This window comes from Phycicoccus sp. Root563 (genome assembly GCF_001427915.1).
GTDB lineage: Bacteria > Actinomycetota > Actinomycetes > Actinomycetales > Dermatophilaceae > Pedococcus.
In genome coordinates, this window is record NZ_LMGM01000002.1 from 228,632 (window position 1) to 240,900 (window position 12,269).

The following is a 12,269-nucleotide window of genomic DNA, read 5'->3' on the forward strand; positions in this document are numbered from 1 at the left end:
GACCTGTACCCGCCTCGACGCGAGCCGTCAGCGGTCGAGACATAGCATCGACCCCGACGCCGACCACACATCGAGGGGACCATGGCCGAGCAGACCCACGCACCACAGCCGCAGCCGAGCCAGCCGCACCCGCTGGACCAGTTCGGGTCACCCGCCGGTCCCACCGGCCCAGCGGGGCCGTTCGCTCCCCCGGGGTTCCGCCGTCGGGTGCGCTCCCACCTGCGCCACCCGCTGGAGAACCTCTGCCTGGTGCTGGTCATCATCGGTTCGGTCGTCGTCTGGTCGTTCTGCGCCTACGAGATCTCCTCGGCGATCATCGACCGCCGGAGCCCCGACCCGTATGCCGTGCTCCTCCTCGCCGCGCCGGTCCTCGTCTACTTCCTCCGTGGCCAGCTCTACGCCCAGCAGCGGCTGACCGGCGTGAAGATCAGTGAGACCCAGTACCCCGAGGCGCACCGGATGCTCCTCGACGCCTGCGCCCACTACGGCCTGCCGAAGGTCCCGGACGCCTACGTCGTGCTGGGCAACGGCATGATCAACGCCGCGGCCTCGGGACACGGGTTCAAGCGGTTCATCTTCCTGTACAGCGACCTGTTCGAGATCGGTGGCGAGGCCCGGCAGCCCGACGCGCTGCGCTTCATCATCGGCCACGAGGTCGGCCACATCGCCGCAGGTCACACCAGCTACTGGCGGGTCGTCGCGATCAGCGGCGCGCAGTGGGTGCCGTTCCTCGGGTCGACGCTGAGCCGCAGCCAGGAGTACACCGCGGACAACTTCGGCTACTCCCTCGTGCCGCAGGGCAGCGCCGGTGCGATGTCGACCCTCGCCGCCGGCAAGTACCTCAACCGCACCGTCGACGTGAACGCCTTCGCCGACCGCGCGACCACGGAGAAGGGCTTCTTCGTCTGGCTGGTCAACGCCCTGGCCAGCCACCCCGTCCTCGTCTGGCGCTCGCACGCGTTGCGGGACCGCCGTCGCCCGGGTCGGCTGCTGTGGCGCCCGAGGAGCAACGCGTGACGGTGCAGGTCGACTACCTGCGCACCTCCCGTCGCCCCCAGTTCGCCGACCTCCCCGCAGACGTCCGGGCCCTGCTCGCCGAGGTGGCCGGGTCACCGGTCGCGTCGGCACGGCCCAGCGTGACCTCGGGCTTCACCGGGGCGTTCGCCGCCCTGCTCGACCTCGCCGACGGCCGACGGGTGTTCGCCAAGGCGGCCGGGCCGGCGGCACCGCACGCGCGTGTGGCCATCCCGCAGGAGGCCCTGGTGCTGGGCCGGCTCGAACGCTTCGAGGGACGTCTGACCGCACCGGCCCTCGTCGGTGCTGCCGGCCTGGAGGACTGGCAGGTCGTGGTCGTCGAGGCCATCGACGGGCGGATGCCGGGCGTGCCCTGGACCGACGCCGAGGTCGACGTCGTCCACGACGCCTGCCTGCGCCTGGCCGCCGTCCCGCCCGAGGACGTCGCCGCCCTCACCCCGTCGTCCCTGGCCGCCGACGTCGGAGGTGACGAGGTGGCCCTGACCACGCTCGACGAGCTCGCCGCCGGCAGGCGGGACTGGCCCGAGTCCGTGCCGCCGGTTCGGCCCGAGCTGATGCGCGAGGTGGCCCGGCTCGGGCACCTCGCCCGCCGGCTGCTCGAGGGCGACCGGCTCGTCCACTGCGACCTGCGTCCCGACAACCTGCTGCTGGACACCGCAGGGCAGGTGCGCATCGTCGACTGGAACTGGGTCACCCGTGGTCCCGCTTGGACCGACTTCGTGAGCCTCTGGCCGCTGATGGCCAGGGACGGCATCGACGTGGACCGGCTCTGCCGGGAATCACCGCTCACCCAGGACACCGAACCCGAGGCCATCGACGCGTTCCTGGCCGTGCTGGCCGGATACCTCCTGAGCCACGCCGGGAACCCTGCCCCACCCGCCACCCTCAACGCGATCCGCGACCACCAGCGGTTGCTGGGGCGGCTGTGCCTCGACTTGCTCGCGCAGCGGCGCGGCTGGGCGGGCTGACCGAGCGCCCGTCCCGGTAGCGTGACGGCCATGGCACGACGCGGGCTCGGCGAACAGCTGGCACAGATCCTCGGGCGGGCGGTCGGCGACGGCGCCCGCAGCTGGCTGCGGAGCCGCACGGGATCCAGGAGCAGCACCCCCGGCCGCGGCACCACTGGTCGTACCCCCGCCCGCCGCACGCCCGGGGGCGGCACGGCCCGCGGAGGCACCGTCCCCGCCGCGGGCGGGTCCTACCCCGGGGACTTCAGTGGCGTCCCCGACCTGAGGTATGCCGCCAACCCCGATGGCCGACCGGACCCGGGTGAGATCGTGTGGACGTGGGTGCCCTACGAGGAGGACCACAGCCAGGGCAAGGACCGTCCGGTGCTGCTCGTCGGCCGTGACGGCGGGTGGCTGCTCGCCCTGATGCTCACGAGCAAGGACCACGATCGTGACGCCGCCCAGGAGTCACGCCGGGGTCGGCACTGGCAGGACATCGGCAGCGGAGCGTGGGACCGGGCCGGTCGCCCCAGCGAGGTGCGGCTCGACCGCGTCATCCGGGTCGACCCCGCCGCCGTGCGTCGCGAAGGCGCCACCCTGGACCGCGCCAGGTTCGACGCCGTGGCCGCCGCCGTGCGCGCCCTCGGCTGAGCCCGGAGCACCGCCGAACCCCTTTCGCCGCCCACCGGGCTCGGTCACCCCGGGCTCGGTCACCCCGTGCCCGGCCGCCCGGGGGCCGGTGCGGCCCACCTTGGGCGAGTCCTGACCTGCACCGGGGGAACCCCTCACGCTTCCTTGACCCCGTCGGAGCGCTGGCGTTTGTACCTTTTGCGGTGTTCGTCCACCTGCCACCGAGGGGAACCCCATGAAGCGTCTTCGCCGGCACCGAGCCATCGCCCTGGCTGCCGCGGCTGCTGCGCTGGTCGCGGCCACCGCCGCCACGGCCTCACCGTCGTCGGCCAGCCCGACCAGCACGCCACGGCCCACCGACCACGCCAGGGGAGCCGGCATAGTGCGCGGCGGTGACGCGTACATGGGGTGGTCGCAGGACTCCACGGGCAGGACCGAGCCCACCGCGCAGCAGGCTGCCCGGGCCTCGAGCCTGGCGGCCGCCACCCAGACGCCCGGCATCGACGGGTCCAAGTGGCAGGGCAACGTCGACTGGGCGAGCTACTGGGGCCAGGGGAAGAAGTTCGCCTACGTCAAGGCCACCGAGGGCACGACGTACCAGAACCCGTACTTCGCCCAGCAGTACAACGGGTCCTACGGCGTCGGGATGGTCCGCGGGTCCTACCACTTCGCCCTGCCGGACAACTCCTCAGGCACGGCCCAGGCGGACTGGTTCGTCGACGACGGCGGAGCCTGGTCCGGCGACGGGAAGACGCTCCCGGGCGTGCTCGACATCGAGTACAACCCCTACGGCGCCACCTGCTACGGGCTGAGCCAGGCCTCGATGAACAGCTGGATCGCCGCCTTCACCTCGCGCTACAAGGCACGGACCGGACGGGACGCGGTCATCTACTCGACCACGAGCTGGTGGAGCACCTGCACGGGCAACACGAGCCAGTTCGCGTCGACGAACCCGCTGTGGATCGCGCGGTACAACACCACCGTCGGGACGCTCCCGGCCGGCTGGTCCTACTACACGTTCTGGCAGTACAGCGACACCCCGGTCGACCAGGACTACTTCAACGGCGACCTCGCCGGCCTGCAGAGGCTGGCACTCGGCTGAGCCGGAACTCCGCTCCGGTTGGGTGCCCAGCCGGTCGTCCCGTCGGCTGGGCACTCCGGCAGGGACGACGAAGGGGCCCGGTCACCATGTGGTGACCGGGCCCCTTCGTGATGTCAGGGACTCGATCAGATCGAGTTGGCCTTCTTCGCCATGGCCGACTTCTTGTTGGCGGCCTGGTTGGCGTGGATGACGCCCTTGCTCACGGCCTTGTCGAGCTTGGTCGAGGCAGCCTTGAGCGCCTCCGCTGCCGCGTCCTTGTCGCCCGCAGCAGCGGCCGTCTGGAACTTGCGGATGAAGGTCTTGAGCTCGCTCTTGACGGCCTTGTTGCGCTCGGTCGCCGTGCGGTTCGTCTTGATCCGCTTGAGCTGGGACTTGATGTTTGCCACGTGTGTCTCTCTTGGTTGGTCGGTGGTTGCCGTTAGAGGGCGGCAGAAGCATCTCGGGACCGGGCGTGGGGCACCCGTGGTTGAGACGCTCTGGGTGGTGCTTGCATGCGCACACGACCATGCGCGCACGCGACGGGTAAATCTACCAGCGAGGAGCCTCCACCCCCAAAACGTCCCTCGGCCCGACGGACCCGCAGGTCAGCGGCCGTTCCGCGCGGAGGTGATGGTGAGGATGGCGCGCTCGACGGCGTAGACGGGGTCACGACCGCCGCCCTTGACCTCGAAGTCCGCCAGCGCGACGGCCTGGATCGAGTCGGCCAGGCCCTCCGGACCCCAGCCGGACAGTCCCCGGCGGGCCTTGTCGACCTGCCACGGCGCCATACCGAGGTCGCGCGCGACGTCGGCGGAGCGCCCGCGGCCGGCGGCGCCGACCTTGACCAGCTGGCGCAGCTGCTGGGCGAGGACCGCCACGATCGGGACGGGGTCGACGCCGGTGGCGATGGCGTGGCGCAGCAGGCGCAGGGCCTCCCCCGCGTTGCCGGCCACCGCGGCGTCGGCGACGCGGAAGCCGCTCGCCTCGACCTTGCCACCGTGGTACTTGGCGACGAGCTGGTCGTCGATGGTTCCCGTGGTGTCGGCGACGAGCTGCGAGCAGGCGGCAGCGAGCTCGCGGACGTCCTTGCCCACGGCCTCGATGAGCGCCCGCACGGCATCGGGCGTGGCCTTGCGGCCTGCCCGGCGGAACTCGTGCATCGCGAAGTCGGTCTTGTCGCGGTCGGACTTGATGGCCGGAGCCTCGACCAACCGGGACTGCGACTTCTTGATCGTGTCGAGCACCTTCTTGCCGCGCTGACCCGTCTTGTGGGTGACCACCAGCGTCACGTCCGCCTCCGGGGCGGCGAGGAAGGCGAGGAGGTCCTCCTGCAGCTCGTCCGGGGCCTCGTCGAGGTCGTGCACGACGATCGCCTTCGAGCCGCCGAACAGCGATGGGCTCGCATGCATGCCCAGCGAGCCTGCCTCGTAGGTGGCGGCGTAGAGACGCACGACCTCGAGGTCCGGGTCACCCTGGCGGAGCTCGTCGAGGGTCGAGGCGAGCGCGCGGTCGGCGATCACCTGCTCCGGGCCGGTGATGAGCACGAGCGGCGGCACGGAGGTCGCGGTGGTGGTCACGGGGTCAGCCTGCCACGGCCCGGGGACAGCCTCAGCCGCCCGGGCAGTACGCCTCGCCGGGTGCGAGCTCGGGGTGGATGGCCCCGTCCCGGTCAGCCACAGACGTGACCGCCGTGCCCGCGCCGCGGCGTACCGCCACGACCTCCGCGAGGATCGCCACGGCGATCTCCCCCGGCGCCTGCGCGCCGATGTCGAGGCCGATGGGGGCGTGCAGGGTCGCCAACGAGTCCTCGGACACGTCGTGGGCGAGCAACCACTCCCTGCGCCGCGCCTGGGTCTTCCGCGACCCCATCGCCCCCACGTATGCCGTGCCGGCTGCGAGCGCGTCGCGCAGGACCGGTCCGTCCACTCCTTCGTGGTGACTGGTGACCACGACGGCATCGTGCTCGGGTCCTACGGCCACCTGCTCGGCCGACACCGTGGTGGTCCAACCCATCGGCACGCACAGGGCGGTCAGGGCCTCGACGACCGGTCCGTCTCCGACGAGCAGCAGGTGCGGGGTGTCGTCCATGGGGCCAGTATCACCCGTATGGCGAAGTACACGGTGAACTCCGCGGCCGTCGACCACGTGACCCTCCTGATCGAGGCCCGGCAGTACGTCCTCGACAGCAACTGGGGGGACGTCCAGCCCGACGCCGAGGCCCAGAACGCCTACCTCGAGAAGCACGACTGGGAGGCCTACGGCGCCTGGCACCTCGGGCTCACCGAGGGGGCGAACGACGAGACGAAGGCGCGCTACGCGTTCGTGGCAGGCGACTTCCGACGGGTGCACCGCAGCGCGCTGATCGCCTGCGTGTACCGCGCCTCGGAGTGGCGGCACAAGGACGTCGAGCTTGCGGCCCACGACCTCCTGCAGCTCCTCGACCGCACCTCCGGCTGAGCCGGGTCCGAGCCCGTGCTCGGGTCAGTCGAACTTCATCGCGGCAGCGCCGGTCTCGAGGCCGAGCCCCTTGAGCCGGGCGGCGATGACGTCCTCGGGCAGCTCGAGGCTCTCGGCGAGCTCGGCGAGGTCCAGGCCCAGCTCGACCCCGTCGCGCAGCTCCTCGTCGGACTCCGGCGTCCAGGCGAAGCCCTGGGTCACCGCGGTCCGGGACGTGTCGGCGGGTGGCGGGTCCTGCGCGACCGGGCGGGGGTCCGCGGCCGGCTCGGCCGGACGCGGGTGCTCTGCCGCGTCCTCACCCGTGCGTCCCATCGTCGTCCCGGCGACCGCGCCGGTGACGCCGCGCAAGGCCGGCTCGTGCACGGTCAGCGGTGCGGCCGCCGTCTCGTCGAGGCGCTTGAGGGCGGCCAGCACCCGGTCGCGGTCGGTCGTCGGCCAGAACGGGGGCAGCGACTTCTGGAGGAACCCGGCATACCGCGCCGTGATCATGCGGGAGTCGAGGAAGGCGACGACCCCACGGTCGTCGGCGCGGCGGATGAGGCGACCGGCCCCCTGGGCGAGGCGCAGGGCGGCATGCGTCGCCGAGACGGCCATGAACCCGTTGCCACCCATGCGGGCAATGGCCTGCGAGCGCGCGGACGACAACGGGTCGTCGGGTCGCGGGAACGGGATGCGGTCGATGATGACGAGCTGGCACGACGACCCGGGGACGTCGACGCCCTGCCACAACGTCAGGGTGCCGAAGAGGCAGGTCTTCGGGTCGCGCGCGAACTGCCGCACCAGCGTGGTGATCTGGTCCTCGCCCTGGCAGAGGAACCCGATCTCGCCGTCGAAGCGCTCGCGCATCGCCTCGGTCGCGTCACGGGCCGCGCGCATCGACGAGAACAGGCCGAGCGCCCTGCCGCCGGAGGCGCGGATCAGCGCCTCGATCTCGTCGAGGGTCTGCTCGCTGATGCCGTCGCGCCCCGGCGCGGGGAGGTGCTGGGCGACGTAGGCAATGGCCTGCTGGGGGTAGTCGAACGGGCTGCCGACGTCGAGACCACGCCACTCGGGCGCCCCCTCGCCCCGCAGGCCCATCGTCCCGGCCACCGCGTCGAACGTGCCGCCGAGCTCGAGCGTCGCCGACGTCATGACGACGGTGCGGTCACCGAAGACCTTGTCGCGCAGCAACATCGCCACGCTCATGGGCGCCACCCGAAGGATCGATCCGCGGCGCGGGTCGCGGTTGAGCCAGACGACGTCGAGGTCCCGCTCCTCGAGGATGCGGGAGGAGTTCTCGAACACCTCCTCGATCGCGGCCTGCGCGACCTTGCGGGCCCCGTCGGCCTCCACCCCCTTCTCGGGCTTCAGCTCGGTCATCACCTGCCGTGAGGTGTCGCGCACCCGGGCGAGGGCCATGGCCAGCGAGTCCGGTATGCCGCCGAGCTTGCCCTCGGGCAGCTCGTCGAGGACCCCGGCGAGGTAGTCGGCCGCGTCGTCGACGGTCTCGGCCGAGTCGGCCATCCGACCGGCGCGCTTGGCGGCCGCTGCCACCATCGGGCCGGTGATCTCGTCGGTGATCGTGGAGGTGACGCGGTCGACGAGCTCGTGGCCCTCGTCGACGACGAGGACGTCGTGCTCGGGCAGCATCTGCCGCCCCTCGAAGGAGTCGATCGCCATGAACGAGTGGTTCGTGACGATGACGTCGCACTCCTTGGCCGCCTCCCGCGAGCGCTCGACGAAGCAGTCGGCCAGGGCGGGGCACTTGCTGCCCATGCACTCGTGCGCGCTGACCGACACCTGTCGCCAGGCCCGTTCACTCACGCCGGGGACGAGCTCGTCGCGGTCGCCGGACTCGGTCGTGTCGGCCCACTCGCGCAGCCGGACGACCTCCTGCCCGAGGCGGGAAGCGGCCTTGTCCACCTCGCCGACCCCGAACAGCCCCTCGTCCTCGTCGGGGAAGCCGCCCTCGAGCTTGTGGGCGCACAGGTAGTTGCGGCGGCCCTTGACCAGGCCGTAGGTGGGCTGGCGACCGAGGATCGGGGCGATGGCCTCGGCAAGGCGGGGCATGTCGCGGTCGACGATCTGGGCCTGCAGCGCCAGGGTGGCCGTCGCGATGACCGCGGGTTTGCCGGTCTTCTGGGCGTGCATCACCGCCGGAATCAGGTAGGCGAGGGACTTCCCGGTGCCGGTGCCCGCCTGCACGAGCAGGTGCTCGTCCTTCTCGATCGCGTCCGCGACCGCATGGGCCATCTCGACCTGGCCGGGGCGTTCGACTCCCCCGACTCCCTGGACGGCAGCGTGCAGGAGGTCGTCGAGGGAAGCCACCCGGACAGGGTATGCCGTGTCACCGACCACTCGTGCCAGGCGTCCCCAGCGTCCTGGTCAGGCTCCACCGTGCGGCACGAGGGGGCGGCCGTCGACCCGCCTGGCCATGGTCACGTCGTCGCGGTCGTCGCCCGGTGCCACCCGGATCGCCCCCGGGATGCGGCCGACCTCGGTGTAGCCGCACCGAGCGTAGAACCCGCTCGCCCCCGACCCGCTGCGCACCCCGAGCTGGAGCAGCTCGACGCCGTCCTCGCGCGCGATCCGGTGCATCCCCGCCATGAGCGAGAGGCCCAGCCCACGGCGCTGCCGGGTCGGGTCCACCATGACGCGGTAGAGCCAGCGCCCGTGGTGCAGGAGGGGGTTGGCGGTCCGCACCCACCAGGCCCAGCCCACCAACGTGCCGTCTGGTTCACGCAGCGCCCCGGCCACGGCGGCGCCGGCCGCCATCTGCTCCTCGTGGGCAGCCAGTGCGCTCGCCACCCGCTCGGACGGGGCGCCGGGCAGGAAGCCGACCGCTCCCCCGGCGTCGTTCACCGCCGTCCACAGGGCCAGCACCTCCGCCCGCACACCGTCGTCGAGCGTCTCGAGCCGGGACACCCGCGGCGCCTCGAACACCGCCGAGTCGGGCTCGTCCGGGAGGTCGTCGGCCAGCACCATCCGGGCACCGGTGCGGAGGAGTCCCGCGGACTCGGCCGTCCGGACCGAGGCGGGGTTGTGGTCCTTGACGACCGCACGGACGGGGTCGTGCGGATGCCACTCGGTCGCCATCGCGACGGCGGCCCGGGCTGCCTCCCGGGCCAGGCCACGGCCGTGTGCCTCGGGCACGAACCGGTAGTAGAGGTTGAGGTACCCGTCCTGCTGCTTCACGCCGACCCAGCCCAACGGCATACCGGAGTCGCGGTCCTGGGCGACCCAGTAGCCGAACCCGTGCTCCGCCCAGTGCGCGAGGATCGCCTCGAAGAAGGCGGCGTTGGTCGCGGGCGTCCCGAGCACGTGCGGGGCGTGCGCGTAGAGGCGCGGGTCGCTGTGCACGGTGGAGTGGAAGTCGCGGTCCGCCTCGGTCGGGCGCCGCAGGTGCAGGCGCGCCGTCGTCGTCTCGAAGGCCATGGGTCCAGCCAAGCACGCGCCCCCGACACGGTGGGGACGACCGGCGGCGCCCCCTGAGAGGATGGTGGCGATGAGCACCGACCAGGCAGCCGCCACCACCCCGTCCCTGCCTGACCTGCTCGATGGCGCCGCAGCCGGCCCCGACGAGGCGTATGACGCGTTCTCGGCGTGGGCGACGCAGCGGGGCCTCCCGCTCTACCCCCACCAGGACGAGGCGCTGATCGCCCTGCTCGCCGGGGAGAACGTCGTGCTGTCGACGCCCACCGGCTCGGGCAAGTCGCTCGTCGCGACGGGCGCGCACTTCGCCGCGCTCGCCGGCGACCGGGTGAGCTTCTACACGGCTCCGATCAAGGCCCTGGTGAGCGAGAAGTTCTTCGCCCTGTGCGAGGTGTTCGGCGCGTCCGAGGTGGGCATGCTCACCGGCGACGCCTCGGTGAACCCCGACGCCCCCATCATCTGCTGCACCGCCGAGATCCTCGCCAACATCGCGCTGCGCGAGGGCAAGGACGCCGATGTCGGCCTGGTCGTCATGGACGAGTTCCACTACTACGCCGAGCCGGACCGGGGCTGGGCCTGGCAGGTGCCGCTGCTCGAGCTCCCGCAGGCGCAGTTCCTGCTCATGTCGGCGACCCTCGGCGACATGACCGAGCTCGCCGAGGACCTGACGCGGCGCAACGGTCGTCCCACCGCCCTGGTCACCGGGACCGAGCGGCCCATCCCGCTGAGCTTCTCCTGGGCGATGACCTCCCTGCCGGAGACGATCGAGGAGCTCCTGACCACCCACCAGGCGCCGGTCTACATCGTCCACTTCACCCAGGTGTCGGCCCTGGAGCAGGCCCAGGCCCTCGTCGGGATGAAGTCCTCGCTCAAGGCCGACAAGGAGGCGATCGCCGAGAGGATCGCCGGGTTCCGGTTCACGGCGGGGTTCGGGAAGACCCTGTCCCGCCTCGTCCGCGCGGGGATCGGCGTCCACCACGCAGGGATGCTGCCGCGGTACCGGCGGCTCGTCGAGCAGCTGGCCCAGGACGGCCTGCTCAAGGTCATCTGCGGCACGGACACCCTCGGTGTCGGCATCAACGTGCCGATCCGGACCGTGCTGTTCACCGGGCTGGTGAAGTTCGACGGGTCCCGCCAGCGGATCCTCAAGGCGCGCGAGTTCCACCAGATCGCCGGCCGAGCAGGACGGGCCGGCTTCGACACGAGTGGATCGGTGGTCATCCAGGCGCCCGAGCACGTGATCGAGAACGAGAAGAACCTCGCCAAGGCCGGCGACGACCCCAAGAAGCGACGCAAGGTGCAGCGTCGCAAGCCTGCCGACGGCGAGGTGTCGTGGACCGAGCAGACGTACGACAAGCTCGTCGCCGCGGAGCCCGAGCCGCTCGTGTCCCGCATGCGGGTCGACCACTCGATGATCCTCAACCTCGTGCAGCGGCCGGGCGACCCGATCACGGCCCTCGCCCGGCTGCTCCGCGACAACCACGAGTCCCCGCGGAACCAGGCGCGTCTCGCGCGGCGAGCCATCACGTTGGGCCGCAGCCTGCTCGACACCGGTGTGCTCCACCGCGTCGACCCGCCCGGTCCCGACGGGCGCACCATCGCCGTCCGGGAGGAGCTTGCCGACGACTTCGCCCTCAACCAGCCGTTGGCGCCGCTCGCCCTGGCCGCGCTCGACGTCCTCGACCCCGAGTCGCCGACCCACGCGCTCGACATCGTGTCGGTCATCGAGGCGATCCTCGACGACCCGCGGCAGATCCTGATGCAGCAGCAGTACAAGGCCCGGGGCGAGGCCGTCGGTGAGATGAAGGCCGACGGCGTCGAGTACGAGGAGCGGATGCAGCTGCTCGAGGACGTGTCGTGGCCCAAGCCGCTGGCCGAGCTGCTCGACGCCACGTTCGAGATCTTCCGGCAGAGCCACCCGTGGGTCTCCGAGTCGGCGCTGTCACCGAAGTCGATCGTGCGCGACATGTACGAGCGTGCGATGACGTTCACGGAGTTCGTGGCGTTCTACCAGCTCGCCCGGTCCGAGGGCCTGGTCCTGCGCTACCTCACCGACGCCTACCGGACCCTGCGCCAGACGGTCCCCGAGGCACACCGCAGCGAGGCCTTCGAGGATCTGCACGAGTGGCTGGGTGAGACCGTCCGACAGACCGACTCCTCTCTGCTCGACGAGTGGGAGGCGCTCACCGACCCCGACGCGAACGCTCGGCTCGACGAGCTCGAACGCCTCGCGGCGCATGGTGGAACACGGGCCAGTCGCCCGATCACGTTCAACGAGAAGGCTTTCCGGGTCATGGTGCGCAACGCCATGTTCCGCCGCGTCGAGCTCGCATCCCGCGACCGGTTCCGCGACCTCGCCGCCCTGGAAGAGGCTGCGGCGTCGATCCCCGAGCCGCCGCGTCACGCGATCATGGACGAGGCTGCGTGGGACGAGGCGCTGGGCGCCTACTACGCCGAGCACGACACCATCGGCACCGACGGCGCGGCCCGCGGCCCGGCACTGCTGCACCTCTCCCCGGCCACGGGTCCGGCGCCCGGCGAGAACGAGCCCGAGGGCGACCACCGCCTGTGGCTGGCCCGCCAGACGCTCGAGGACCCCGAGGGCGACCACGACTGGGTGATCGAGGCGACCGTCGACCTCGACGCCTCGGACGAGGCCGGCGAACCGGTCGTCCTGACCACCGCCCTCCGCCGCCTCTGACGAAACA

11 protein-coding genes are annotated in these 12,269 nt (G+C 71.9%); 6 read left to right on the plus strand and 5 right to left on the minus strand.

What is annotated here, in order from left to right:
* Nucleotides 1-81: 81 nt before the first annotated feature.
* The 4 genes from ASD62_RS18400 (at nt 82) to ASD62_RS18415 (ending at nt 3,714) form a co-directional block, all read left to right on the plus strand.
* Nucleotides 82-1,017 (plus strand): M48 family metallopeptidase, encoded by a 936-nt coding sequence (locus ASD62_RS18400; RefSeq protein WP_056917672.1) that lies wholly within the window; start codon nt 82-84, stop codon nt 1,015-1,017.
* Entirely contained in the window at nt 1,014-2,003 is a 990-nt protein-coding gene (locus ASD62_RS18405) for a phosphotransferase family protein (protein WP_056917673.1), read from the plus strand. Before ASD62_RS18400 ends, ASD62_RS18405 begins: the two co-directional genes overlap by 4 nt.
* 30 nt (nt 2,004-2,033) lie before the next feature.
* Nucleotides 2,034-2,633 carry a type II toxin-antitoxin system PemK/MazF family toxin gene (locus tag ASD62_RS18410; RefSeq protein WP_056917674.1) on the plus strand — a complete coding sequence of 200 codons (600 nt, stop codon included), beginning with the start codon at nt 2,034-2,036 and terminating at the stop codon, nt 2,631-2,633.
* 214 nt (nt 2,634-2,847) lie between these two features.
* Nucleotides 2,848-3,714 carry a lysozyme gene (locus ASD62_RS18415; RefSeq protein ID WP_056917675.1) on the plus strand — a complete coding sequence of 289 codons (867 nt, stop codon included), beginning with the start codon at nt 2,848-2,850 and terminating at the stop codon, nt 3,712-3,714.
* A gap of 125 nt (nt 3,715-3,839) precedes the next feature.
* Here ASD62_RS18415 and rpsT read toward each other — a convergent pair whose 3' ends face one another.
* From rpsT to ASD62_RS18430, 3 genes are all read right to left on the minus strand, one after another.
* Nucleotides 3,840-4,100 carry a 30S ribosomal protein S20 gene (gene rpsT, locus ASD62_RS18420; protein ID WP_056917676.1) on the minus strand — a complete coding sequence of 87 codons (261 nt, stop codon included), beginning with the start codon at nt 4,098-4,100 and terminating at the stop codon, nt 3,840-3,842.
* Between the two features lie 198 nt (nt 4,101-4,298).
* Nucleotides 4,299-5,270: a DNA polymerase III subunit delta gene (holA, locus tag ASD62_RS18425; RefSeq protein WP_235530792.1), complete on the minus strand. Its 972-nt coding sequence runs from the start codon at nt 5,268-5,270 to the stop codon at nt 4,299-4,301.
* A gap of 31 nt (nt 5,271-5,301) precedes the next feature.
* Nucleotides 5,302-5,781, minus strand: a complete 480-nt coding sequence (locus ASD62_RS18430) for an XdhC family protein (protein WP_056917677.1) — start codon at nt 5,779-5,781, stop codon at nt 5,302-5,304.
* 18 nt (nt 5,782-5,799) lie between these two features.
* On the opposite strand from ASD62_RS18430, the gene ASD62_RS18435 reads away from it, so the two are divergent.
* Nucleotides 5,800-6,150 carry a hypothetical protein gene (locus ASD62_RS18435; RefSeq protein WP_056917678.1) on the plus strand — a complete coding sequence of 117 codons (351 nt, stop codon included), beginning with the start codon at nt 5,800-5,802 and terminating at the stop codon, nt 6,148-6,150.
* Nucleotides 6,151-6,174: 24 nt separating this feature from the next.
* Here ASD62_RS18435 and ASD62_RS18440 read toward each other — a convergent pair whose 3' ends face one another.
* Both ASD62_RS18440 and ASD62_RS18445 read right to left on the minus strand, forming a co-directional pair.
* Nucleotides 6,175-8,457: an ATP-dependent DNA helicase gene (locus ASD62_RS18440; RefSeq protein ID WP_056917880.1), complete on the minus strand. Its 2,283-nt coding sequence runs from the start codon at nt 8,455-8,457 to the stop codon at nt 6,175-6,177.
* A gap of 57 nt (nt 8,458-8,514) precedes the next feature.
* Nucleotides 8,515-9,564, minus strand: a complete 1,050-nt coding sequence (locus ASD62_RS18445) for a GNAT family N-acetyltransferase (RefSeq protein WP_056917679.1) — start codon at nt 9,562-9,564, stop codon at nt 8,515-8,517.
* A 70-nt stretch (nt 9,565-9,634) separates the two neighbouring features.
* Between ASD62_RS18445 and ASD62_RS18450 the strand changes: the two genes are divergently transcribed.
* Nucleotides 9,635-12,262 (plus strand): RNA helicase, encoded by a 2,628-nt coding sequence (locus ASD62_RS18450; protein WP_082553373.1) that lies wholly within the window; start codon nt 9,635-9,637, stop codon nt 12,260-12,262.
* Nucleotides 12,263-12,269: the final 7 nt, after the last annotated feature.